Origin of the sequence: Levilactobacillus koreensis JCM 16448 (assembly GCF_001435525.1) — a bacterium.
In the GTDB taxonomy this organism is placed as follows: Bacteria; Bacillota; Bacilli; order Lactobacillales; family Lactobacillaceae; genus Levilactobacillus; species Levilactobacillus koreensis.
Genome location: NZ_AZDP01000089.1, coordinates 41,918 through 65,541 on the forward strand (window position 1 = coordinate 41,918; position 23,624 = coordinate 65,541).

Sequence of the window (23,624 nt, forward strand, 5' to 3'; positions counted from 1 at the left end):
TATTCTGCGTCGTTTCGGTGACCGTGCTGGGTTTGGTCCAGTCGGTGTTCGGCGCGTTTTGAGCAAGGTAACTCATTTCGTACTTGTAAATTTCCTGAGCGATCTTCGTGTCCGCTTCACTCACGTAATGTCCTGGTTCGAATTGCTTATCGTAACCGGTCCAAACGGAGACGGCATAACTCTTAGTGTAACCCGTGAACCAAGAATCCATCGTTGCGCCATCGGGAACCTTGTCGGCGTAATCATCTGGGTAGGAGTCTGTCCCGGTCTTCCCAGCTTGATACAGCCCGGAAATGGCAGCGGAACGGCCGGACCCATTATTGTTGGTCATGACATCCTTCATCATGTCGGTCAACATGAACGCCGTGGCAGCCGACATGGCCCGTTTACCCGTTGCCGAGTAGTTGTGGGCCTTGCCGTCTTGGGTGACCACCTTGGAGACTAGGTACGGCTTGTAGTAGGTTCCCCCGTTAGCGAAGGCGGCGTAGGCAGCGGCTTCCTGTTCGGTCGAGATGTACAGGCCAATCCCGTTTTGCAGGGTCAGGGTCTTATCAAAGGTCATCCCTAAGCCCTTCAAGAAGGTCGTGGCCTTACTGATACCGACATTTTGTAAGGTCCGGATAGCGGGGATGTTCCGTGATTCGTAGAGGGCCTTGCGCATGGTGATGGTCCCCTGGTACTGCTTATCCCAGTCGTAAAGCTTCTTGTCGGTGCCGGGGTAGGTGAATGGCGTATCCTTGACCGGTTCGTAGGTGGGGTAGTTGAGGTATTCAATGGCGGGACCGTAATCCATCAGTGGTTTTGCCGTTGACGCGCTCGACCGGCCCGTTTGAACAGCCCGGTTCAGGCCAAATGTGACGTTACCAGTCTTACGGCCACCAATCATGGCAACGACCTTCCCGTTATTCGGGTTGACGATGGTCGAGCCAATCTGGAACTTGTCGGAAGGATAGGCAATGTAGGCACTGGTATTCGCAATGTTATAGAGCTTTTGTTGGGCGTCCATGTTCAGGTTCGTGTAGACCTTTAATCCACCGGTCGTGGTGTTATAGCCCTTAGCCTTCAGTTCGGAGTAGACTTGCTTGAGGTAGGCGTCGATGACCTTGGTCGTCTTGGCACTCGTGGAAGCCGTCGTTTGGTGAATCGAAGACAGGCCATTCTTGATGCTGACGGCCTCGGCCTCTTGCGCCTGAGCGGACGTGATGACCTTATTCTTGGCCATGGCGTTTAGCACCAGGTCCCGTCGCTTCTTAGCGGTAGCGGGATAGGTCGTGGGGTCGTAGTTGGTTGGCGATTGGGGCATCCCCGCTAACAGCGCCAATTGAGGCAGTGAAAGGTTCTTGAGTGATGTACCGTAATAGTATTGGGCGGCAGTTTGCATCCCGTAGACACCATTGCCCATGTAAACTTTGTTGATGTAGTATTCCAAGATCTGATCCTTGGAGTATTTGTGATCAACTTGCAAGGCTAACCAGGCTTCTTGGGCCTTGCGTTTCAGCGTTCGGTCGGAAGCGGCCGTTGAGAAGACGGACAGCTTGACCAGCTGTTGCGTCAAGGTACTCCCACCTTGCATCCCCAGCGAAGAGCCAGAAACGTTGGCGAAGGCGGCACCCAGGATTCGGATGGGGTCGACCCCGTTATTTTGGTAGAAGCGCCGGTCTTCGGTGGAAACGACGGCGGCCTTTAACGTGTCGGGGATGTTCTTGGACTTCACATAAGTCCGGTTTTGGGCGCCCAGTCGCGAGATGACGTTGTTGTTAGCATCGTAGACTCGCGTGGAGGCGTCGGACGATAGCGCGCTTTGCGTAATCTTTGGGGCGCTCTGTGCGTAGAAAAAGAAGAGGCCGGCGCCAGCCACGATGGCAAAAACACCAATGGCGACAATGATAAATAGGATGCGGCGAAATAGGCGCCAACCGTGATGCGGACGTTGGGGACCCGACTGGTGGTCGGCGTTGCGACTCATCCGGGTCTCACGGGTTGAATTGTTACTAGACATGGTAATCTCCTTTGCGTTTAAACGTGTTCGCTTCTGTAATTATTGATTCAGAGAAGCTGATCCACGGCTTTGAGATATGGAATCGGGGGTTGCAGGCCGACGGGAATGTTGATGCCGTGCGCCGCAATTTCCGAGTAGGGAATGGATTTGCGACCGCCACGGGTCTGCTCGTCCCAGAAGGTAAAGAGGTCGGTTGCCCGGTAAAGGAAGACTTCTTGGCGTTCGACAAACTTAATAATGGCAAAACAGATACCGCCTTGAGCCGTGCAAGCCCGCATATGGTCGATCTGGTGTTGATGGAAATTCTTTAACGGAAATGACCCCTTGTTGCGAGTCTCTTTGGCGTCGAAGTCCAGGTAATGGCCCTGGTAAACACCGTTGTAGTCGGTCGTGGATGCCGTACTGAAGTAGGCTTCCTTGATGACGGCCGCGCTTCGTTTGGGATAATCGACCTTAACGATCCGAATGGGGGTCGGTTTCTTATGCACGACGGCCACCCCGTTGGTTTCATAGTAAGTATTACTTTCGTTGAGTTCCTCTTCTAGCGTCATCCCACGCTTACCATAGTTCGTGTAGGTGCTAGGGAACTTGGGCCCCGTCTTTGCTGTTGGTGCTTGATAGGCATTCCCATTGGGATACCGAATAGTCATCGACTCCTCACACTCCTTCGCTTGAAAACCGCAGCTTTCAGTTTGTGGCCCAGTTATTGACATTATACCAAGCTGACCCAGAAATAAAAACTCCTAAAACCGGTTGAGACGGTGATTTTGCTTGAATTTAAACGGAACTTAACGAAAGACTAGGGGATGAATGGACGAAATGGTCGCATTTTGGTTACCATTGACGCCACCTAGTATAGGGATGCCTCGATTGAATTGACTTGGTTTTGAGGCAGCAGCGTTAAGTCCCAAGGAAAAGTTGTCACTTAGAGAGTAAGCCATTTGCAAATGAAATCTCAGTATATGAGGTGTTTGGTAGTTAAATTGCCATTTTCTCTGGATATTTACAATCTTTTTCCTATAAAGTAACGCTTAGCCTGTAATTTATTTGCTCAACGGTCTATTTTTCGCTAAACTAGAGGAAGACTACGACTTAAGCTAAATAGGCCCTAGTTACTCGTCTGGCGAGTGTTTTTCAAATTTGTTTGGAAATTGATCGTATGACTACTGTAGTAATTTATAGTAGGTATATTCTGGTAGGTGGGGGCTAAATGTGTTTAGAGCCCTTTTGTTTAGCTCAGGTAGTGCTAGTTTTTCCTATATTAAGTTGCCTGTGGATGGTGAAATAAAGTGTTTGAGTACATAGTTGCTTATCGCTCAGCTGACAACGGTAGTTTTGATATGGATGATGTGTTGCGAGTCCAAGTTTTGATTATGGAGGAGCGCAATCGGAGCCGGAGGAGGTCAGGGATGTAGCCGGCCGTGAAAATGGCGTTGGCTAGTGTTCTTTGCTAGCCTACACCATGGGCGATTTGAAGACACGGTGGTTTTCCGCGGCTTCAAATCGAGCGAGAAGCCCGTCCTTTGGCTGAAGCGTCCCCACAGCAGGCGGAATCCCTGGCCGCCGCAGTGCGGCAATTGCACACCATGTCAAAATGTTCCAGGGGAAAAAGGGAGGTGGCCGATTGAGTCGGTTATGGTTAACAGGTTACCGTAGTTACGAATTGGGCACCTTTGGCAATCAGGACCCAAAACTACTGGTCATCAAGGATACATTGAAAAAATTACTGATCGGTAAAGTGGAAAACGGGACGGATTGGTTGATCACGGGTGGTCAGCTAGGCGTTGAACAGTGGGCTGCTGAGGTCGGCATTGCGTTAAAGGCGGACTATCCTGAGCTGAAGGTGGCCGTGATGACGCCGTTTGCCGAGTTTGGCAACAACTGGAACGAGGCCAATCAGGCGCAATACGCGGCGGTGACCAGCCACGTTGATTTTCACCAGTCGGTTAGTGAGCAACCTTATCATGGGCCCCAACAGTTAAGAAACTATCAAGAATTTATGTTGACCCATACGGATGAAGCCGTCATGGTTTATGATTTAGAAGTCGAAGGAAAACCGAAATATGATTACGAGGCCGTAAAACGCTATCAAGAGCGCCACGCGTACCCTTTGACGTTGGTTGACATGGACTGGTTAGAAGAAAGTGCCAACGAATATCAAGAAAATTTAAATAATGGTTCCCAATTCGAGTAAAAACTGGTATTATAGATATCGCCGGTTTGATTACGATAACGAGGTGTAATGATCAATGGAAAACGTTAATTTTACTCCCAAGGAAATTTTACAAAAGCAATTTCGTCAGAAAATGCGCGGTTACGATCCTGACGACGTTGATAGCTTCTTAGACAACGTCATTAAGGATTACGACACCTTTGTAAAGGAGAATCAACGGCTTCAAGAAGAAAACGAACGGTTATTGGCGAAGGTTGACGAACTCACGAAGCAAGTGCAAGTGGGTAGCAGTCAGCCGGCAGCTTCAACGACCAGCTCAGCAACTTCAAATGTTACCAACATGGACATTTTGAAGCGGCTATCCAATTTGGAACGGCACGTTTTCGGTTCACAATTAGATAATGATCCAAACGAGTCACATCGTTTGTAGAATTATAAAGACTGGTGTAAATCCTGAGTAATCGCGGTCGGCTTATGTCGGCTGAGGAAAGTCCATGCTCGCACAGACTGAGATGTCTGTAGTGTTCGTGCTCGGTGAAAAAATAAGCCGGGGGACGTTAGCAATAACGTTACGGCGGGAAAAAACGACTAAGGCTTCGGCTATGTCCTAGTATCCCTGAAAAGTGCCACAGTGACGATACGTCTAAGGAAACTTAGGCGGTGGAACGCGGTAAACCCCTCGAGCGGGCAACCCAAACTTTTGGTAGGGGCGCTTCACATATGGAAATGAACGAAATGTGGGGGGAGAGGAAACTCTCGAGATAGATGATTACTGCCACTCAAGCGTTTGCCTGAAACGATTGAGCGGTACAAAACATGGCTTACAGGGATTTACACCATGTCAGGTGGGTGGGAGCTTGCTCCCACCTTTTTTTGTAGCTATAATTGGGTTAATTGCCTACGGTTGGTGTGGTGAGTTCGGAATCAACGGTAACACGCGCCACAGCAACCATTCAAGGATTCAGTTGCACCGCCTGCTATGAGAACGCCGCCAGAGGTGACTCACAGCGTGACGGAATTTGACACAAATTAGTAAGCAAACTTGTTAACCAAGGAGGACTTTATGAAGAAATTTCATTTATACGCAGCAACCGCTAGTGGAATCGAAGCCATTGCGGGCCGCGAATTACGTGACCTAGGGTACGAGACACAGGTTGAAAATGGCCGGGTGCGCTTCGATGGGACCATTGAAGACATTTTACGCGCCAACCTGTGGCTGCGGACGGCCGACCGGGTGCGGATCATCGTGGCCGAGTTTGATGCCGTAACCTTTGATGAACTGTTCGAAGCCACGAAGGCCGTGGCCTGGGACGAGCTGTTGCCGATGGATGCGGCATTCCCCGTTGAGGGTCGGTCGAAGAAGTCACAGCTACATAGTGTGCCGGACGCGCAGGCCATCGTGAAGAAGGCCGTCGCCACGAAGCTAGCGGCTGTTTATCACCGGCGGACGCGGATGCCCGAAACTGGGGCGACCTATCCATTGGAAGTCATGATCGACAAGGATCACGTGATGTTAACGCTGGATACGACTGGGTCAAGCCTCTTTAAGCGCGGCTACCGGGTCGGCAAAGGGAGCGCGCCACTGAAGGAAAACATGGCCGCTGCTCTGATTGCGCTGACGAGTTGGCACAAGGACATGCCGTTCTGGGATCCTGTCTGTGGTTCCGGGACGATTCCTATCGAAGCAGCCATGATCGGCCGGAACTTGGCCCCGGGGTTCAACCGGGACTTTACCTGTGAGAGCTGGGATTGGGTGCCACAAGAGCTGAGTGACAAGGTTCGTGACGAGGCGGACGCTAAGGCTGACTACGACACGCCACTCCAGATTTTCGGTTCTGATATTGATGAGAATATGGTTGAGATTGCCAAGCGAAACGCTCAAGAAGCCGGTCTGTCACAAGACGTGACCTTCACGCAACTGGCCGTTCAAGACTTCAAGACGGACCTGCAACACGGGGTCATCGTGGCCAACCCGCCTTATGGGGAACGGTTGAGCGACCAAGCCAGTGTGCGGGAGCTCTATAAGCAAATGGGCCAGGTCTTTAAGCCACTGACGGACTGGTCGAAGTACATTTTGACGGCCGACTTGGAATTTGAACACTTCTACGGTCAAAAGGCTACGAAGACGCGGAAGCTGTATAACGGGGCGTTGCGGACCGACTACTTCCAATTCTGGGCTCAACGGAAGCCACGGCATAAGGGGTAAAGCGCATGATTAAAGCAGATTGTATTTTTTGTCAAAAAGACGAGCTGGTTTTAGAAAATGAGCTGGCCAAGGCGTTTTGGGATTTACATCCCGTGCGCAAGGGCCATCTGCTGATTGTGCCTAAGCAACACTACGCCACGTACTTTGACGTGCCGGCAGAAACCCGGCAGGCAATGGACGCCTTAACGTTTGTTGCCAAGGACTTCTTGGATGATAAATTTCATCCGGCCGGCTATAATATCGGTATCAACGTGAATGCGGCGGCGGGACAGACGGTTCAGCACGCGCACATTCACTTGATCCCACGCTATGAAGGCGACGTGAAGGATCCACGCGGGGGCATTCGTAAGATGATTCCGCGGGCCGTGCGTAAGTGGTGAATGGGTTAAGAAAAGTTGGAGTCAGGTTCGAGTGTTCGACAGTTGTCGGGTCTTGAAGCTAGGCCTCAAATATGTAAATTCTATTTGTGCTAATTTGTTTACTATTCACTGAAAGTCATGTATATTGTCTATAGGAAGAGAAATACTTCCTTCATAAAATTAATATTAAATAGGTGATTCTCTACCATAAGTGAGAGGTTTAAGATAGGCGATTCTCTGCCATAAGTGAGAGGTCTAAGATAGGTGATTCTCTACCATTAAGTGAGAGATTTAACTTCTGGGGCTGGTCAATCAGCCCTTTTTTTGTTGCTAAAATTAGGGGGGAAATGCAGTTAGTCTACGTGAACTCAGATTACGTTTCTTATTTGAGGGGCTTTGATAGAAGGGTAAGAATGAATAAAAGTCATCGACCGTATTTGGGGATTGTACTTAGTATTAATGGCTTCCGATATTTTGCACCATTAGAGAGCTCAAAACCAGGAAAACGGGTCAATTCACAGTTAGGCTATAATGTTTGGGATAATCCGAATGGTGACGATGACCCGATTAGTTTCTTATTACTCAATGACATGATTCCGGTTGACAAGGCCTGCTATACGCCAATTAACCTTGATTCAGAAAAGAAAAATAACTTTGAGAAGTATACGTTGCTACTGGCTGAAGTGAACTATATACGTCCGAAAGAAGAAGCAATTATGGAACGTGCTAAAAAGATTTACGTTAATCGAACTGAGAAGGACATTCACTTCATCAATAAAATGTGTTTAGATTTCAAGGACTTAGAAAGCCGGTTGACTGACTACTTGGCTAGGTAGTCTAAATTAATAAGAGCCAGAAAAGAGAGTCTCTCATCTCAGCTATCAAAGCTGGATGAGGGGCTCTTTTTGGGGGTTCAGTATTAATGCTTGGATATCCTGACAAACTTGTGGCATAAACGGATCTAAATTGCGAAAAGTTTCTTCAATACTATCAGCAAGCTTCATCGCAATATCGACTTATGACGGGAACATGTCCCCGTCATAACTTTTTAATCACTCCAAGTCGTATAACATAAGTCGCATTTCTCCTAAAAAAAGAAGGCATTTGCCTTCTTTTTCACGTATTGAGTTTCACCTCACGCTAGATATGCCCAATCTAACCTCATAGGACGGTGGTCTTGCTATTCTTTCTCTTCCTCAGAAGCCCACAAGCGGGTGCAGATTATATCCACTAATCCACATGGGTTTTCATTTTATTACGTCAAAGCGCCGAAATGGCTTACTTAAAATGTTCTAATCTCAACATAGATTCAAGAGGCGCTAACCCCCTTCTCTTGTATAAGCAGTGTAGCATGCCCTTAGCTCAGTTGAAATAGTTTGGTCTTGGGGATACAAGAATTATTTTTAAATGAAAATCGGAAACTCTTGCTACTACAGGGGTGGCCGCATTGGATTTTTAGTGACTAGTGACAGTCCAACAGACAGTTTATGCTAAAATAGAGAAATATATTGTTGACGTTGCTATTATAGAGACGTACAATTAACGTTGTAAATTAGATAACGAAAAAATTAAATGGAGGTTCGCTATGACTTATTCTTATCCAGCAGGGTTCAAACCAATTCGGGCTAATATTAATGCGGGTTGTCGTTACTCATTGGAAATCAGCACGCCCAATCCGGCTAGTGACTTAACACTTTTCGTTTTGATGATGAATCCAAGTGTCGCCGATGGAACGAGCAGTGATCGAACGATTAATACGATCCTGAACGCTCGAGGTAACTTGTATCGCAAGGTCGTTGTGGTAAATACAACACCAGTAATTGAAACGGATAGCAGCAAATTAAAGACGCGAATCAGTGATATTCATAAGAATGCGCTGCCTAACGCCAAGGCAATTGAGCATATGGTTAAGACCGCTGGCCATTTTCACTTCTTAGTAGCAACTGGTGAGGTAATTAAGGGCGTCAATGATGAGTCTTACATTAAGTTGATGAACCAAATTGATTATCTCACGGTTGGCGACGGTTTGTATGTCGTTAAGCTGACTGCTAAGGGATATGGTGGTCATCCACTCTATAAGCCTAAGGCCATGATTGAAAATCTGACACATGTACGCAAGGCTGATGATCAGTGGCATTTGAAGATCGTTTAAAACAGTAGTCGTGCCATCAGGCCGTATTAGTATCAATGGTCGTATTGAAAAATGGCATTCTCGATTGTTGAGAATGCCATTTTTTTACGATTATCAGGATTTACTCAGCTGCGTCCGATGGCGTATATCTGCCTTGACGTAATTCGACATGAAATTGGTGGCGTTGGAAGTCGGCATAAGCTTTGATAGCGGAACGGTAGTAATAAGGCAGATCATCGACTTTGATGATTTCTAACTTATCTTTGAACAGGTGAGGGTCGGTCAGATTGTCTGTCCGGCCCAAAACGTAATCAGCAGGGACCTGGAAATAATCAACTAGTCTTAGTAGTTCATCGCTGGAGACTTTACGAGTCCCTTTTTCGATGCGGCTCATGCTTGACTTGTCCAAACCGATCTCTTCAGCTAATTTCCCTTGAGTGATATCTAAGGCTTCTCGAAGATCGGTGATTCTTTCTGGTAATGATTTACTCATCATAGTTCCTCCATTTCTGTTTTCACAACAAAGCATATATAATTATCCATTTAAGGTGTGCTTTGATGTTGAAACAGAGAATATGATTTTTCATTTCTCTCAAACAGAGAATAGGAAAAACGGGTGTGAACTATGGCTGTGGGAATATATTAGGGTAGTTAGGCAAATCTTAAACTCGATTTTTGCGCAAAGATCGCTATTAAAACGACGCTGAATACCATGACCAGATTGATTGGACTATCAGTAAAGGGAGCTGCTAATACTGGATGGTGTTAGAGGCCGTTGTTATGGTTTTCTCCGTGGCTTTAAAACTAAAGTTAAGCGAAACGTCCAATTGCTATGATTAACTAATAAGGTTTACGTCAGTAAGTTTAAAACACAACTGTACTCAATCGTTCAGCAAAACAATCAATGTCGAAATGATTTTATAAAATTTGGAGGAATTTATTATGCAAAAGACTCATTTAATCAAAGCTCTCTTTGCTTTGTCCGTCGCCTTGTTTGTCGGCGGTACCGTTACAACAGTCGACGCGTCGGCCAAGGCCGTTAAGACCAAGGGATTCCGTGTAGTGAAGATTACCAAGAATACCCACTACACTAAGACCTCTTACACCAAAAAGTCTCCTAAGAAGGGAGTAACTCTTTACTCCAGCCGTTATCTGACAAAGCATACGACTTCAAAGAAGACCAAGACGTTCTATTCAACTCAAAGTATCCGGGTAGTCAAGTCTACTGGCAAGACGGCCACTTATCGCTATGTGAAGAACACCAAGGGTTCAGTCAAGGGCTGGATTTGGACGGGCAACTTGAAGGGTAAGCAGGGGAAGACGACCAGCGTGTCTAACAAGACAGTGATTGCACCAACGACTAACGTAAAAATCGCCAGTAAGATTACTCTGACACCCTTGAAGCAAACTAGTAATGTAAAGCCAGCTAAAACTGATAATGCTAAGATTTATGTTATCTCTGATGCAGTTTCAAACAGTAATTATAAGGGCGCTAAGAATGTGGCTACGCTTCGTGACAAGATTAATAAATTGGGGTATATTTTAAAGAATTATCCTAATGCTTGGGATGCTGAAGGTGCAAAGTCAAATCAAGTCCATCGAGACGCATACTTTGAAGCTAGTTTAATTTATAATAATGCTTTGAATGATTATCAAGGATTCAAGACTAGTTTGTATGGTAATAAACTAGACCAAGGTGCAGTAAACGAGGAGTTAAAGCAGGTAAATTGGAAATTAAATACTGCAAAATACTAATGTGATGTATAATAACAATTGTCTTCTACGAAAAATACCAACTCATAACCGAGTTGGTATTTTTCTGCTCTTCAGCACAATCTTTTAGTCATTAATCCAACTAGTACTGTCACCTTTGAACCTATCTGTCTTTTTGACTCCAATCTGTACCGTTACTAGCCAACCTCAAGTCAATTCTTGTATACAGAATACTTCGATTACATAATCCAATTAGAAAGGTGTCGAGAGGTATGGCAATGAAACGTAAACGAAAATTGACTGGTCTAGCTACGATTGGGCTGTTGTCTTTGTCGTTAGGGGGTACGATGGTGCTGTCACCTAACGTTACGCCAACGGTGACAGCACAAGCAGCGACCTCTTTATCAGAGGCCAAGACTAAATTGAATGCTTTGACAGATAAAGCTAAGGTAATTATCAATTATAAGGGTGTAGAAGAGTACGATAAGCAAACCATGCAAGCGGATTTGGAATTAGCAGATGATGCTATCAAGAGCGGGGATGCGAATCAAATGAACCAAGCTATAGGTATTATTGCTAAAGACGTTGGGGATTTTGATAGCAATGGTAAACGAATTAAAGATGTAGATAGTCAACCAGGGTTTGATGATTCAGCTGATAACGCCATTAGACCAGGTTCTGCGAGCGATAGTTCTTCAGACGATAGTGGGTATACTACTGATGAGGTGGAGGGTGGAACTAATACTGATCCTATAAAGGATACCCAAGACCGTAAAGAGTATGAGGAGTCTACAGCTAAAGATGACCAAGATTCTAATACATCTAATTCCGATACGTCCGATTCCAATGGTGATTCAAATGTAGCTGGTAATTCTTCAACTACTGACAAGAATGGCTCAAGCTCTTTCAGTAAACAATCAGTTAATGCTCCGGGTAATGCAGGTTCTACTACTGATTCAAGTAGCACCTCTAATAATTCCAGTACTTCTAATATCCCATCCCCTACAAAGACTAATTCTAAAAAGGGAAACCTTCCTGGTACCGATGAAGACAAGACACAACCAGTCTTAATCGCAACTATCGGTCTCTTAGGAATCCTTGGTCTCGGGGGTACTGCATTCGCACTTTGGTTGCGTCAACGAAAACACGTAAATAACGAATAGAGGTGAGTTTCAAATGAATGTTTTACGAGGTTTAAAGTATTCTTTGGCTACCATACTAGCATTAACTTCTTTAGGGGTGGCCCTAAACACCGGTTCCACCACCGTTTATGCTATGGGGAATATCTATACTGGGAAGAACGATGTGACCTGGGCACCGAAGTGGCAAGGCGATGATTCTAAGGAAGGTTTCAGCCGTTATGGACAATCCGGTGTAGGTCAATATATAGGCGGTGCTTCATGGGGTAAGGATGGGATGCAGTCGTGGAAGCCTAAAAATGGTACGACCTTTAAATTCTATAATATGGGCAAAGACCCTAATTCAGGTAAACAAGTTGATGTTTGGGCTACCTTATCCGACTTTAAGGGTGTGGGAGGTGTAGGTTATAAGACGAAGAATGAAATGTCAATTAACATGTTTAGTAGTGGTAGTGAATCAATGAAAGTCAAGTTCACTTTCAGATACCATAAGACGAGTACACAAGTTAAGTGGAACGATGATATTATTGGTCTAGCTTATACTGACTTGGAACCAGCTAAGTTAGGTGTCAATGGTCGTTTTGGCTCTTCTTTTAATCAGTCAGTCACTTCTATTACGGATACGCTACATTGGAATCCTTGGTCAACTTCAACTGGTGGTAATACATGGTTGGATACGAATCAGGCTAATAAAGGCATATTCCAAGTACAAAATAAGCTGAATCTTCCTAGCAATAGTCAAATTCAAAACAAGAATGGTAAAGCTTTTGACCCCCGTAGGAAAAAAATCGTTAATGAAAAGATAGGTAGCCCTAACAAGCTTAACCTGCATTATATCTGGAATAATGAGGGTTCGCGTGACTTAAACCCGGCAATTCACTATGCAGGGGGTATTGGGGAATACGCAGCTAACGGAACCAAGTCAATTACAGTATTGTTAAAGGGCCATAGCTCTGGTAACAATGAATTCGTATTTACGGGTGCCCCAGTTGCCAAAAAGGCAACTAAGACGACCATTGCTAAGTCCATTACCTACAAGGGTAAGACCACTACCAAGAATACGTTGAAGGATAAACACGATTCAATGGTCTATAACCTTAACGCCACCGTTTCTGCCAAGAAGGGTGCTACGCTTTCCGATAGTCTGCCTAAACGGTTCACGGTGACCAAGATTTCTTCAGTCGCGAACTTTTCACATAATTCCGTGGCTGAAGTCAATTCGACCCACAAGTTTAGTGCCAAGCTCTTAAATGACAAGTTGGCAGGTAAGAATAAGAAGATTACGTTCCATATCACAGGGAACATGGGGGACTACATGGACGACCACCCCAATGTAGACTTGAAGTGGCCCGTTGCCAACCAGTCCACGTGGTACCAGAAGACGACTAGAACCCTTAAGTCCAACAAGGTAACCACGATGTACAACGAGAACCCCAATGAGGGCAAAGGCAAGGTCATCTTCAAGTTCATCGACTTTGACCACCATACGCATAGCCTAAAGGCCAACAAGGTCATCACGAAGCTGGCCAAGGGGAAGACTTACAAGCCAGCCGCTAGCATCAAGTGGAAGACCAACGGTAAGACCTATAAGTATGTTATGGGCAAGACTGATGGCCGTTCCGGGGGTACGCCTAAGGCTTATATGCATACTAATTTCCAAGACATATAACAAAACGAACCGCCAGAGATCCTGGCGATTCGCTTTTGACTCGACGCTTAGTGGCGCCGGGCGTTGTATTCTTCTGTGATTACCTTGTTGGAGAAGCCAGGGGATTCAATAACGACCTCGCTGGCACTGGTCAATTTACCCAGGTGCCCTGTCTGCTTGATCTCGTTGTAGGACATGTAGTTGCTAGTCGGAGCCTTGATTCCACGAGACGAGCTGTAGAAATTCATTCCAGACGGATAGTACTGTAACCGGCCACGTTTGACGAAAGCCTTCTTCTGGCCAGCCACGTTCTTATCCACGATTGGTGGGTTGCCTTCGAAGCCGTCAGTGTGGCGGAGTTCCTCTAGGGGGATGTTCGCCATGTAGCTGGTGAGGTAGCGGCCAATATCATCCACGTCCTGAAGGGCCTTGACCTTCACGTAGCCGTGGCGCCAAGTCTTGGCTAGGTCATCTGGAGTGATGTAGGCAACACCCTTTAGCAGGAGGTGGTAGTGCCAGACCGCACGACCCGACTTCAATCTACCCTGAGGCTCGGCAATCTTGATGTAGTCGAAGGTCGTAAAGCGGCGGCGGAGGCGCTTGATGAAACCGTCGAAGTCCTTACTGATCTGCTTAGGGTCGGACACATCTTCGGCATAGGTCAGCGTGATGAAGAGCTCGTCTGCCGCGCCGGAGAAGTTATTGTTGATGAGGCGGCGAAGGCGTTTGAGACTGGCTCTGAGGGATGCGAGGTTCTGGGCCCGATTATCGTTGCGGGCGAAGACCTTGAGTTCACCGGTGCTGAGGACGACGTACCGGTTGTGCTTCAACCGCTGAATAGTGGGAAAGAAATTGCGGTGCTGACTGTACTGGACCTCGGTGATCTGTTGCATACGGGTGACCTTGACCAGAGCGTGACCGGTGATGGGCTCGACGGGTGAGATGACGCGAATCGTCTTGGTGTCAGACATGGCGGCCACCTCCCTGCACTGGACTAACGGTGAAAAGTTTGATGTTAATCAAGTCTAATAGAAAATAGATTACGTACATAATGAAAACCTCCTTAAGTAGTCGCCGAAAAATATATCGGCAGTACTTAACAGGACCCGCTTTTCTTTTTGCCGCAAGGGGTCGTTAAAACCGAAGTAAGTTCTCACCTTGTCATCTAGGGTTAAAAATGGTCAGTCTGCTAAATCAATTTAATCTAGGGGTGGTAGTTCATATCAAGAAGTTAGGAGCGGATGGTTTGGCCGCAACTGGTAAATGATGGTTCGTGTCATAAAATCTAACATTAAAATTCGGATAGTACGTTAACCGCGTCAACTAGCTGTTGCACCGTCCTTTTGTTCGTTAAATTACCCGGCAAACGAGGCCATTTTGAAGACATCCCCCTACTTTTTCTGAAAATTGGTGTTATAATTTCTAACATCAAAGGTAAAGAGAGGGCGTCGCTAATGAATCTTGCAAATACGGCATTTGTCATTATCGCGAGCATTTTGGTTCTATTCATGACTCCAGGGCTGGCTTTCTTCTACGGTGGGCTGGTGTCCGAGAAAAACGTGGTCAACACGATGTTGTCGGTCTTTATCATGACCGGGGTCGCCATCTTACTCTGGGTTTTCTTAGGGTACACGCTGGCTTTTTCTGGCAATATCGGTGGGATTATAGGGAATTTGAACCATGCGTTTATGGCCGGCATCAAGCTAACGAGCTTAACGGCGACACATATTCCAGTGGGGGTCTACTCCCTGTTTCAAATGATGTTTGCCATCATCACTCCGGCACTGTTCGTCGGCGCGGTGGTCGGCCGGATCCGGTTTAAGTTTCTGCTGATTTTTCTGGTTTTGTGGTCCATATTGATCTATTACCCGATGGTCCATTTGGTCTGGAGCCCGGCTGGGTGGTTGGCTAAATTAGGCGTGCTGGACTTCGCCGGTGGGACGGTCGTTCACATCAATGCCGGGGTCACGGCACTGGTTCTGTCAGCCTGGCTGGGGCCACGGCTGACAAAGACCACTTCTACGCAACACTACAATTTACCGTGGGTGCTACTGGGCACGGCCATCTTGTGGATCGGCTGGTACGGGTTCAACGCGGGCAGTGCTTTAGCCGTTAACGGGGTCGCCATGCAAGCGGCCATTACTAGTACGGTGGCAACGGCGACGGCCATGGTCGTCTGGATGTTCTTAGACATCTGGACGACGGGCAAGCCAACTCTGGTTGGGGTCTGCACCGGGACACTCTGCGGGCTGGTCGCCATTACCCCGGCTGCCGGTTACGTGACCATCATGGGGTCCGTAGCGATCGGTGCGTTGGCCACGTTAGCCAGTTACGGGTTCATTCAGCTATTGAAGCCGCGGCTGGGCGTGGACGATGCGCTGGATGCCTTCGGTTGTCACGGGGTGAGTGGAATCGTCGGCAGTATCTTGACCGGAGTCTTTGCGACCAGGGCCGTGAACCCCACGATTACGCAAAATGGTTTGGCTTACGGTGGTGGTTGGCACCTGTTAGGGATTCAACTACTGGCGACGGGCTTCACGATTGCCTTGGTCGCTGTCATGGGAAGCGTCTTGATCTTAATTTTGCGGCGGCTGACGCCAATGAGAGTCGACGCGACCGAGGAACGCTTGGGTCTAGATCAAGGCGAACACGGCGAGCAGGCCGACTACACGGTGGGTCTGAGCGAACGGTTGGCGGATTTCCATCCCGACCAGGAACTCTACGCGCCAGAATTTAAGGGTCAACTCCAACGACTGCAGCACCCAACGATTCAGTCGCCTCATGATAATGGTAAGTAAAGGTAGTAACTTTCTTAAGTTTGGTCAAGATGATTGTCGTTAATCATTTTTTCTGGTAAGCTACGGTTGTGGTTAGGGGCCACGAAGCTTTAACTTAGTTTGGGGGAGATTAAAATGACGAAAGACAAGATTGCTTTGATCGTCTTGGTTGTTCTGGCAGTGGGATTATTGAGCTTAGTACTCATGCTAATGAAGTCGGTACTGTGGGTGGCATTTCCACTGGTATTCGCGATCCTCGGATTAGCCTGCTACAGTGTTGAAAATTGGCTAGAAAAGTCATCTAAAAAGAATGAGAATGAGCGTGAAGCTTAAGCAATAGGCAAAATAAAGGCGGCCGGTGAGCCGTCTTTTTGTTTGCACTGAATTTAGGGGGCTGAGATTGGTTTTGTTGAGTTCATCTGACGATTTTTGAGGAGAATTGATATATATTGCCTATCAATCGATAGGTGAGAGCTGCTACAGCTTGCATCTTATATGGTAGGAAAATCGTTATGCGTATAAGAATGGTGGGAAGTTCCATTGGCAGGAATGGCGGTTTTCTTTAAACCTTTCCTACGGTTGTGATCAATCTGAGCCGGAGGAAGACAGGGGTGTAGCCAGCCGTGGAAATTATGGTAGCTACCATGATGGGCAACTTTTAAGACGCGTGTTTTGCGGCCTAAAAGCGAGCGAGAAGACTGGTGTTCTTCCAGGCTGAAGCGTCCTCACAGCAGGCGGACCCCCTGGCAGCCGCAGTGCGACAATTTTTCATCATACTCTTTACAGCAACCTAAGCCCCTTGCTAAAATGAGAAGGGTAAAGGCGATGAGGGAGACGAAAACACAAAGAGAACAACTTGCGGACGTTGGCGACTATCTCAAGGCGTTCGCCTGTACGGCGGTCATGGGCCAGACCGTATTGAGCTTGGGTCTGACCACTGCGGCCGGGCAAGTTCAGCGTGTACCGATTGCTTGGCTGTATGCCGCCATCAAATTTACGGCACCGGCGTTTATCTGCGGCATCCTCTTTTCCACGATGCGAACGACGATGCCCCGGCCGGCATTGCGCCAGTACTATTGGCAACAGTGGCATGCGCTCGGTGTCCCGACCCTGTGGTGGACACTGGCCTACCTCCTGCTTTTACCCGGCGTTCAGCAACATCGGCCGGCCCATACCATTGGGCGGTTTCTCTGGAAAATGGTGAATGGGAATGCGGCGCCGCACCTCTGGTACAACACGATGATGCTCCAGATTATCCTATTGATGCCGGTCTGGTGGGCGGTACGGCAGTGGGCGACGACGGTCGGCCGGCGGAGACTCCTGCTGGGCGGCACGGCGATTGCCTATGCGCTGGGGATGGGAGCCTATACATATTGGATCTACGCTACGGCCCGCTACAGTCGCTGGTATCTGACGGACCGAATATTTTTGGGCTTTGTCCCGTACGCCATCTTAGGAATCGTGCTGTATCTGGCGTGGCCGCGCGTTCGGCAGTGGCACTGGTTAGCGGTGCCGTGTCTAGTCTTAGGCGGCGTGACGGTTAGCTGGCAAGCGCACCAATTACTGGCGGTCCGGCCGTTATCGCTGGCTCGTAGCAGTTATTATTTGCCGGCCAATGTCTTGTATGCGCTGAGTGCCATTGGCCTGATCGTGAGCTTGGCCATCTGGCAGCTGCGGCAGCGGTCGCAGTGGTTACCCGCGATTCACTGGCTGGTGACCTATGCCTACCGGGCGTATTTGGCCAATGTTTTCTGGCTGACGTTGATTTGGTCGGCGTTTGGTCGACAACTGACGAGCCGCCACGTGGGATGGGGCCTGTTGCTGTGTTATGTTTTGACGTGGTTCTGGTCGTTTGCGGCGACCTATTTGTTACACCTTGCTTGGCAGAAACTAAAATCAGTCATCCTAAATTGGAGGAAAAGACAATGTCTCGAACACAACCAGTCGAATTAGTCACGATGATCATGGTGACCGACCCGCAGACTCACCGGGTTCTGGTAGAAGATAAAGTTAACGTCCCATGGAAGGCTGGTCACAGTTTTCCTGGTGGTCACGTCGAGGTTGGGGAGACCTGTGCGTCGGCGGCGATTCGGGAAGTCTACGAAGAAACCGGTCTCCATTTAAAGTCCGTTAGTTTCTGCGGCACCTGTGAATGGTTCGATGAGTCCCGCCAACAACGAAAACTCGGCTTGCTCTACCGTAGCTCAGAATTTTTCGGTGAGTTGAAGGCCAGCGATGAAGGGCAGATCAGCTGGCTACCGCTGAGCGAAATGACGGCGGAGAAGAGTGCGGCGTCGATGCCGACCTTACTGTGCGTCTTTAATCACGAAGTTGCCGCCGTTACGAGTGATGAATGGAATGGCGATTTGCACGTCGATCATTAGAAAACTTCTGGCCGCTATTCGAAAAAATAGCGGCTAGGCAGACTAAACTATTGTAAGCGGTTACATAATCAGTTAAACTAAAGGTGTGAAGAATAGGTAAAGGAAGCGATAATCGTGAAATCCACTGTGCAAACGCAACGCTGGTACGGTTACTTCTTTATCGGGCTCAGTATCGTCGCCCTAGGATTAACCGGACTGTTGGCGTTACCGGTCATTGACCGGGCCTTATTGTTGACCACGGCCTTAACGTTATTGGTTTATGGATTAACTTATCAGCAGCATCTCAGCCGCGTCATTTGGCGAGTTCTGCTGGTCGTCAGTTTGTTGGTTGGTGTGATCGACCTCGTCTTGGCCGTCACGGTCGCACCGGAATTGGTTACGGCACTGTTTAGTTTCTTCCTGCCGTTTGCCTTTTTAAGTGTTCTCCTGGGTTACCTGAAGCGCCGAACCTTGGCTTAAGCAACTAAAAAATGGTGTCACTTCCATTTGCGGAGGTGACACCATTTTTGTTTGCCTAACCAAAGAGGGTGACCAGAATATCCCAGGTCATGTGAACGGCAATGCCGGGCCACAGCGACCGGCTATTTTTGTACAGCCAGCCGAACAGCAGTCCCAGGACGAAGACAGAGACTAAATTACTCAGCCAAGTGCCGACACTCATCGTCGGAACGGTCGTCAGGTAACGGGGAATGTGCATGCTGGCAAATCCTAATGCCTGAATCGCGTTAGCTTTGGCAAATGACGTTTTTTTCAGGAGGGCATTTAGAAAATAGCCGCGCGTAACGAATTCCTCGGCGACGCCCACGACTAGGAAATACTGGCCCCAATATTGGGGGATAAAGGTCCGGCTGACCCGGAGTCCGTGGTGCAGTAGCCAGAACTGGAGTCCAAGATACAAGACGATGGCGATCCAGACGACGTAGCCAGCGGTGAAGTGCCAGTTAGGCCGCCACTGTTCCCGGTTGGTCAGGGTCAAGGCTCCCCGGCGAGCTTGATGGGTGAACAACCACCCGGCGCCGATCCAAACCGTTAATTTAACGGCATCCAGTAGAATCTCTTGGGGCCAGCCATGAAAATGCTGGCTGATGGGGACGTTTAAAGTAACTTGAACAATTAACCAGACGACCCAAGCTCCGATGAACTGCCAGATGAGCCGCCGACTTGAAACGCTATTAGACACAGAAATTCCCTCTCTTCTCGGAAAATTAACGATACTCTTATTGTAAAACTTTTGGGTGAAAAGGGGGTGTAAAAATAACGTAAGGAATCGGTAAAAACGATAAATATTATCAGCAACTACATCTTATGTTATCACTGTTTACTTTTAAAGTGAACAGTGATAACATATAGCCATAATCAGTGTTAACATAGGATTTAAGAGGAGGTTGTCGCTCATGGCAAAACAACCGTATCATCGTAAAAATTTAGCCGCCGCGATTCAGCAGCAGGCCCGGCAACAATTAGAAGAGGCAGGCGTTGACCAATTATCTTTACGGCAGATTGCCCGATTTTTGGCCGTTACCCCTGCCGCCGTTTATCGTCATTTTCCGGACAAGGCGAGCTTACTGGCTGCCCTGCGAGTTGAGTTTCAGGAGGAACTAGCCGCTGCTTTGCGGGAAGGTGTCCTGGATTCACCCAACGCCACGGCGATGCTCCAGCGAATGGTCACGAATCTTCTGACCTACGCGCGGAATCATCCCCAGGCAACCGTGTTTCTCTTGCAGACACCAGTGCCGGCACCCCAAAGCCTTCAAACGGTGGTCGCCTTGCTGGCCGCCCAGCAGCCGGGAACGCTGCCGGTTGAACAGGCGGCACCAGCCATCTGGACGTTTTTATTGGGAACGCTCTTGCAACTGCCAACGCAACCGGCAACCGCGGAAGAAGTCACGGCGCAACTGATGCGGCTATTGCGGGCATGACAGTTGCCTTACCAGTTGTCAGATAGGGCTAGAAACGGTACGAACGAAATTTAAAGCACGAGTCTCCAAGGTTGATTTTCTGCTAGCTCGGTAAGAAACGCCGATTGAGCAGAACGACGCGTCTGAGCTCATATTTGGCGATTTTTCGGTTTACGCAGCGTTTTTAGACGACTGAGATAATGACTGTAATGGGCGTTATTGATCGGACCGAAAGCGCTGAGTTTTTACGTTTGCCGACTGTTGTTGTGGTAAAACGCAATCGGAGCCGGAGGAGGCCAGGGATGTAGCCGGCCGAGCGAGAAGACTGGTGGTCTTCCAGGCTGAAGCGTCCCCACAGCAGGCGGAATCCCTGGAATCCGTAGTGCGGCCAGTTTAGCCACACCACACTGCACAAAGAGTCACGGGCGTTTCGGGAGGAGACGTGCTAGACTGAATGCAACCTATATTGGAGGCGGTCGTATGGAGACTGAAGCGGACTTTCTAGCGCTGGTCAAACAGATCAGCTTGTTGGACAGCAACTTGGCATTGCTTGAATGGGATTCACGCACGTATTTACCCCGAGACGCCGGGAGTTTTCGCGGTGACTTAATTGGCATGATCAGCGAACAGGAGTTGGACTTGCGGATGGGGCAGAAGATGGGCCAAATGATCGCCCACTTCACGGACCATCCGGACGAGCTGGATACCAAGGGCCAACAGGTCTTGCGGCTGGTCAAACGCGATTACGATTTAAATCATAATATTCCCGCGGCGGACTACAGCGATTACCAGCGCGTCGTCTCCGATGCCCAACAGGTCTGGGAGACCGCACGCGAGGAACAGGACTTTAGCCGCTTGCAACCCTATTTGGAAAAAATCGTGGCCTATAAAAAGCAGTTCATTCCGTACTGGCGGCAGGGACAGGCCACGCCGTACGATGTCTTGTTGGATCAATACGAGCCGGGGATGACGGTCGCTCAGTTGGACCCCATCATGGAGACGCTCAAGGCGGGCATCGCTAAGATTCGGCAGACGATTACGGAACGGGGGACGCAACCGCGGGTGGACTTCATGCGCCGGGCCGTCCCAGAAGATGTGCAGGAAAAGGTCGTTCGTGAGACCGTTCAACGCCTAGGGTATTCCTTTGCTAAGGGGGATCTGTCGCGGAGCACGCATCCCTTCACGGTGCCGTTGAATAGAAATGATGCGCGGATCACCAACCGTTACGCCGTCCACGATTTTCAAATGTCGCTGCTGGGCGGGATCCACGAGGCGGGGCACGGCCTGTACATGCAAAATTTCAATCCTGACTTTGATTACACACCATTGGCCGATGCACCATCAATGGGGTTGCACGAGTCACAGTCGCTATTTAACGAGATTTTTATTGGCCGAAACGTTGCCTTTTGGCAGGGGGAGTATTCGCGCTTCCAGCAGGCAACTGGCGACATCTTTAGTGATATCGACGAGCCGACCTTTTACCGCGGGTTCATGTTTACCCAGCCCACGCTGATCAGAACGGAAGCCGACCCCCTGACGTATCCGCTGCATATCGTCGTGCGTTACGAACTGGAGAAGGCGTTGTTCAATGGTGAAACGACGGTTGCTGAGTTGCCGGCCCTGTGGCGCGACAAGTATCAGACGTACCTGGGCATCACGCCAGCCAACGATACGGAAGGCATCCTCCAAGACATCCACTGGCCGGGTGGCGATTTCGGCTACTTCCCAACTTATCTGCTGGGCCAACTCTACGCGGCACAGTTCTACCACGCCATGAGCCAGGAATTACCGGTCGCAGAAATTTTGGCTAGTGGGGACTATCACCGGATTACCGACTGGCGGATTAAAAATATCCATCGACTAGGGGCCGCGTTAACGCCGGCCCAGCTGGTCCAACAGGTTACGGGTGAGCCGCTTAATCCGCAGTACTGGATAGATTGGATGACGGCAACCTATGAACGCGCTTATCAGGTGGGGCACTAAACGCTTTACTTTCAAAAAGTAAGTGATAAACTAGAAATACGGTTTTAATATAAATTAGGCAGAATTCCCTTGTTTTCAAACAAGAGATGAATGCCACTAGACCTTTCGCTGATTAGCAATGTAGTCTTCTACAATCGTCTTGCTCATATCGCCCAGGGTACTCATGAAGTAACTGGGTGACCAAAGATGTCCATCCCAGAACTCTTGAGCCTTTATCTCGGGATGTAATTCAAAGAATAACCGCGCCGAACCACCCTTAAAGGCCTTGACGACATTAGTTGGGGCATACTTGGGCTTAAAGCTCAGTAGTAAGTGGGCATGGTCAGGCATGACTTCCATTTGCTCAATGGTCACTTCGTTCAGTCGAGCTATTTTTGTTAAAATGTCGGTCATCTCAGCAACTAACTTTGGTGTTGTAAATGCTTCGTGCCGGTATTTAGTGACCCAGACCAAGTGAAAATGAAAGTTGTAAACGTAACCTCGTTCGTGAATTGCCCCTTCACTATCATTACTCATATGATACCTCCATAAATATTATTATAAGACGCTCTGTTATGGGCGTAGTGTGCTCATATGGTATACTACTGTCAAGCAAGAGGAGGTGGTAGGTTATGACGAAAACAATGGTGCAACTACCTTATCATTATGGGGTTAAGGTTAGGGTCTTTCCTTCAACTGAACAGAAACGGCTGATCAAGCGTAACAGTGACGCTAGTCGGTTTATTTATAATCAGATGAACGGCATGAACAATGACCTGTTCTGGTTAAGACAGGTTAAGATCCCTATTGCAATTGTGTTGGACCGAATCGCCGATTTGACTGAACGTCTAAAGAAGCCATCAACTGCTATCTCCAATATGCATGGTTGGCTAAATCATCCAGACTTTGACAGCTTGATGAAAGCCAATGCTATCAAGAATTACAAGACTGCTTGGAAGTTATTCCGTCAGGTTCATCAGGCGGGGACGCCTAAGTTTCATAAGCGTGGCTATACTCAGACTTATCAAACATCGTGTCTTTACGGTGCCAAAGTGACCGAACCAACGATGAGTAATGGTAGCGCAAGACTAAATGATTCTCACCACCTACAACTCCCCAAGCTTGGGTGTCTCCGTTTCAAGGGGCTGCCATCGAAGATTTTAGATCGTACTAATGACGTTAGAATTGGGACGACAACGGTCTCAATGGACGCCGTAGGACATTATTTCGTGTCC

Annotated in this window: 23 protein-coding genes and 1 other RNA gene; 18 read left to right on the plus strand and 6 right to left on the minus strand. The window is 48.2% G+C overall.

The genetic code is table 11. The features are described 5' to 3' along the window. Nucleotides 1-1,999 (minus strand): transglycosylase domain-containing protein (locus FC99_RS08100; RefSeq protein ID WP_420843327.1); only part of this gene is annotated, 1,999 nt, incomplete at its 3' end. 47 nt (nucleotides 2,000-2,046) lie between these two features. Next, nucleotides 2,047-2,649 (minus strand): Holliday junction resolvase RecU, encoded by a 603-nt coding sequence (gene recU / locus FC99_RS08105; protein WP_048736112.1) that lies wholly within the window; start codon nucleotides 2,647-2,649, stop codon nucleotides 2,047-2,049. A gap of 974 nt (nucleotides 2,650-3,623) precedes the next feature. Between recU and FC99_RS08110 the strand changes: the two genes are divergently transcribed. The 7 genes from FC99_RS08110 to FC99_RS08135 all read left to right on the plus strand — a co-directional run bounded on the left by FC99_RS08110 (nucleotide 3,624) and on the right by FC99_RS08135 (nucleotide 8,889). Then, nucleotides 3,624-4,193: an SLOG family protein gene (locus FC99_RS08110; RefSeq protein ID WP_048736111.1), complete on the plus strand. Its 570-nt coding sequence runs from the start codon at nucleotides 3,624-3,626 to the stop codon at nucleotides 4,191-4,193. Nucleotides 4,194-4,248: 55 nt separating this feature from the next. Beyond that, nucleotides 4,249-4,602, plus strand: a complete 354-nt coding sequence (gene gpsB / locus FC99_RS08115; protein WP_048736110.1) for a cell division regulator GpsB — start codon at nucleotides 4,249-4,251, stop codon at nucleotides 4,600-4,602. A gap of 19 nt (nucleotides 4,603-4,621) precedes the next feature. Continuing rightward, an RNA gene (rnpB, locus tag FC99_RS13640) (RNase P RNA component class B) lies at nucleotides 4,622-5,001 on the plus strand. A gap of 234 nt (nucleotides 5,002-5,235) precedes the next feature. Further along, the gene (locus tag FC99_RS08120) at nucleotides 5,236-6,378 is read left to right on the plus strand and encodes a THUMP domain-containing class I SAM-dependent RNA methyltransferase (RefSeq protein ID WP_048736109.1); all 1,143 of its coding nucleotides are present in this window, start codon (nucleotides 5,236-5,238) and stop codon (nucleotides 6,376-6,378) included. 5 nt (nucleotides 6,379-6,383) lie between these two features. Further along, nucleotides 6,384-6,758, plus strand: coding sequence for an HIT family protein (locus FC99_RS08125; RefSeq protein WP_048736108.1), 375 nt, complete (start codon nucleotides 6,384-6,386; stop codon nucleotides 6,756-6,758). 326 nt (nucleotides 6,759-7,084) lie between these two features. After that, nucleotides 7,085-7,573, plus strand: a complete 489-nt coding sequence (locus FC99_RS08130) for a type III toxin-antitoxin system ToxN/AbiQ family toxin (RefSeq protein WP_082153303.1) — start codon at nucleotides 7,085-7,087, stop codon at nucleotides 7,571-7,573. 749 nt (nucleotides 7,574-8,322) lie between these two features. Next, entirely contained in the window at nucleotides 8,323-8,889 is a 567-nt protein-coding gene (locus tag FC99_RS08135; protein ID WP_048736106.1) for a DUF1643 domain-containing protein, read from the plus strand. A gap of 100 nt (nucleotides 8,890-8,989) precedes the next feature. Here the strand turns inward: FC99_RS08135 and FC99_RS08140 are convergent, their stop codons facing one another. Continuing rightward, nucleotides 8,990-9,361 (minus strand): helix-turn-helix domain-containing protein, encoded by a 372-nt coding sequence (locus FC99_RS08140; RefSeq protein WP_053083564.1) that lies wholly within the window; start codon nucleotides 9,359-9,361, stop codon nucleotides 8,990-8,992. A gap of 449 nt (nucleotides 9,362-9,810) precedes the next feature. Between FC99_RS08140 and FC99_RS08145 the strand changes: the two genes are divergently transcribed. From FC99_RS08145 to FC99_RS08155, 3 genes are all read left to right on the plus strand, one after another. After that, nucleotides 9,811-10,623 (plus strand): hypothetical protein, encoded by an 813-nt coding sequence (locus FC99_RS08145; RefSeq protein ID WP_048736105.1) that lies wholly within the window; start codon nucleotides 9,811-9,813, stop codon nucleotides 10,621-10,623. Between the two features lie 230 nt (nucleotides 10,624-10,853). Beyond that, nucleotides 10,854-11,744 carry a hypothetical protein gene (locus FC99_RS08150; protein WP_048736104.1) on the plus strand — a complete coding sequence of 297 codons (891 nt, stop codon included), beginning with the start codon at nucleotides 10,854-10,856 and terminating at the stop codon, nucleotides 11,742-11,744. A 13-nt stretch (nucleotides 11,745-11,757) separates the two neighbouring features. Then, the gene (locus FC99_RS08155; protein WP_048736103.1) at nucleotides 11,758-13,389 is read left to right on the plus strand and encodes a hypothetical protein; all 1,632 of its coding nucleotides are present in this window, start codon (nucleotides 11,758-11,760) and stop codon (nucleotides 13,387-13,389) included. A gap of 47 nt (nucleotides 13,390-13,436) precedes the next feature. On the opposite strand, the gene FC99_RS08160 is transcribed toward FC99_RS08155, so the two are convergent. Next, a complete protein-coding gene (locus FC99_RS08160; RefSeq protein WP_048736102.1) occupies nucleotides 13,437-14,339 on the minus strand; it encodes a rolling circle replication-associated protein in 903 nt (300 codons plus the stop codon). A 483-nt stretch (nucleotides 14,340-14,822) separates the two neighbouring features. Here FC99_RS08160 and FC99_RS08165 point away from each other — a divergent pair, with 483 nt between their 5' ends. From FC99_RS08165 to FC99_RS08185, 5 genes are all read left to right on the plus strand, one after another. After that, nucleotides 14,823-16,166, plus strand: coding sequence for an ammonium transporter (locus tag FC99_RS08165; RefSeq protein ID WP_048736101.1), 1,344 nt, complete (start codon nucleotides 14,823-14,825; stop codon nucleotides 16,164-16,166). A 114-nt stretch (nucleotides 16,167-16,280) separates the two neighbouring features. Next, a complete protein-coding gene (locus FC99_RS08170) occupies nucleotides 16,281-16,478 on the plus strand; it encodes a hypothetical protein (RefSeq protein WP_048736100.1) in 198 nt (65 codons plus the stop codon). A 492-nt stretch (nucleotides 16,479-16,970) separates the two neighbouring features. Continuing rightward, on the plus strand, nucleotides 16,971-18,098 hold the full coding sequence (locus FC99_RS08175; RefSeq protein ID WP_048736099.1) for an acyltransferase family protein: 1,128 nt from the start codon (nucleotides 16,971-16,973) through the stop codon (nucleotides 18,096-18,098). Beyond that, on the plus strand, nucleotides 18,071-18,529 hold the full coding sequence (locus FC99_RS08180; RefSeq protein WP_048736098.1) for an 8-oxo-dGTP diphosphatase: 459 nt from the start codon (nucleotides 18,071-18,073) through the stop codon (nucleotides 18,527-18,529). The genes FC99_RS08175 and FC99_RS08180 overlap by 28 nt, the downstream gene beginning before the upstream one ends. Nucleotides 18,530-18,643: 114 nt before the next feature. Next, nucleotides 18,644-18,988 (plus strand): hypothetical protein, encoded by a 345-nt coding sequence (locus tag FC99_RS08185; RefSeq protein WP_048736097.1) that lies wholly within the window; start codon nucleotides 18,644-18,646, stop codon nucleotides 18,986-18,988. A 55-nt stretch (nucleotides 18,989-19,043) separates the two neighbouring features. On the opposite strand, the gene FC99_RS08190 is transcribed toward FC99_RS08185, so the two are convergent. Further along, the gene (locus tag FC99_RS08190; RefSeq protein WP_082153300.1) at nucleotides 19,044-19,709 is read right to left on the minus strand and encodes a CPBP family intramembrane glutamic endopeptidase; all 666 of its coding nucleotides are present in this window, start codon (nucleotides 19,707-19,709) and stop codon (nucleotides 19,044-19,046) included. Between the two features lie 214 nt (nucleotides 19,710-19,923). Here FC99_RS08190 and FC99_RS08195 point away from each other — a divergent pair, with 214 nt between their 5' ends. Further along, nucleotides 19,924-20,448 carry a TetR/AcrR family transcriptional regulator gene (locus tag FC99_RS08195; protein ID WP_048736095.1) on the plus strand — a complete coding sequence of 175 codons (525 nt, stop codon included), beginning with the start codon at nucleotides 19,924-19,926 and terminating at the stop codon, nucleotides 20,446-20,448. 459 nt (nucleotides 20,449-20,907) lie between these two features. After that, nucleotides 20,908-22,410, plus strand: coding sequence for a carboxypeptidase M32 (locus FC99_RS08200; RefSeq protein ID WP_048736094.1), 1,503 nt, complete (start codon nucleotides 20,908-20,910; stop codon nucleotides 22,408-22,410). 96 nt (nucleotides 22,411-22,506) lie between these two features. On the opposite strand, the gene tnpA is transcribed toward FC99_RS08200, so the two are convergent. Beyond that, nucleotides 22,507-22,926 (minus strand): IS200/IS605 family transposase, encoded by a 420-nt coding sequence (gene tnpA / locus FC99_RS08205; protein ID WP_048736093.1) that lies wholly within the window; start codon nucleotides 22,924-22,926, stop codon nucleotides 22,507-22,509. 95 nt (nucleotides 22,927-23,021) lie between these two features. On the opposite strand from tnpA, the gene FC99_RS14180 reads away from it, so the two are divergent. Next, the coding region (locus FC99_RS14180) for a helix-turn-helix domain-containing protein (RefSeq protein ID WP_235805891.1) at nucleotides 23,022-23,624 on the plus strand (603 nt) is incomplete at its 3' end.

Bases quoted from the DNA above. Each gene is read 5' to 3' on its own strand.
- recU (WP_048736112.1), bottom strand. From the start codon at position 2,649: ATGACTATTCGGTATCCCAATGGGAATGCCTATCAAGCACCAACAGCA.
- FC99_RS08135 (WP_048736106.1), top strand. From the start codon at position 8,323: ATGACTTATTCTTATCCAGCAGGGTTCAAACCAATTCGGGCTAATATT.
- FC99_RS08130 (WP_082153303.1), top strand. From the start codon at position 7,085: ATGCAGTTAGTCTACGTGAACTCAGATTACGTTTCTTATTTGAGGGGC.
- gpsB (WP_048736110.1), top strand. From the start codon at position 4,249: ATGGAAAACGTTAATTTTACTCCCAAGGAAATTTTACAAAAGCAATTT.
- FC99_RS08170 (WP_048736100.1), top strand. From the start codon at position 16,281: ATGACGAAAGACAAGATTGCTTTGATCGTCTTGGTTGTTCTGGCAGTG.
- FC99_RS08175 (WP_048736099.1), top strand. From the start codon at position 16,971: ATGAGGGAGACGAAAACACAAAGAGAACAACTTGCGGACGTTGGCGAC.
- FC99_RS08160 (WP_048736102.1), bottom strand. From the start codon at position 14,339: ATGTCTGACACCAAGACGATTCGCGTCATCTCACCCGTCGAGCCCATC.
- FC99_RS08125 (WP_048736108.1), top strand. From the start codon at position 6,384: ATGATTAAAGCAGATTGTATTTTTTGTCAAAAAGACGAGCTGGTTTTA.
- FC99_RS08195 (WP_048736095.1), top strand. From the start codon at position 19,924: ATGGCAAAACAACCGTATCATCGTAAAAATTTAGCCGCCGCGATTCAG.
- FC99_RS08200 (WP_048736094.1), top strand. From the start codon at position 20,908: ATGGAGACTGAAGCGGACTTTCTAGCGCTGGTCAAACAGATCAGCTTG.
- FC99_RS08150 (WP_048736104.1), top strand. From the start codon at position 10,854: ATGGCAATGAAACGTAAACGAAAATTGACTGGTCTAGCTACGATTGGG.
- tnpA (WP_048736093.1), bottom strand. From the start codon at position 22,926: ATGAGTAATGATAGTGAAGGGGCAATTCACGAACGAGGTTACGTTTAC.
- FC99_RS08120 (WP_048736109.1), top strand. From the start codon at position 5,236: ATGAAGAAATTTCATTTATACGCAGCAACCGCTAGTGGAATCGAAGCC.
- FC99_RS08180 (WP_048736098.1), top strand. From the start codon at position 18,071: ATGTCTCGAACACAACCAGTCGAATTAGTCACGATGATCATGGTGACC.
- FC99_RS08165 (WP_048736101.1), top strand. From the start codon at position 14,823: ATGAATCTTGCAAATACGGCATTTGTCATTATCGCGAGCATTTTGGTT.
- FC99_RS08145 (WP_048736105.1), top strand. From the start codon at position 9,811: ATGCAAAAGACTCATTTAATCAAAGCTCTCTTTGCTTTGTCCGTCGCC.
- FC99_RS08140 (WP_053083564.1), bottom strand. From the start codon at position 9,361: ATGAGTAAATCATTACCAGAAAGAATCACCGATCTTCGAGAAGCCTTA.
- FC99_RS08155 (WP_048736103.1), top strand. From the start codon at position 11,758: ATGAATGTTTTACGAGGTTTAAAGTATTCTTTGGCTACCATACTAGCA.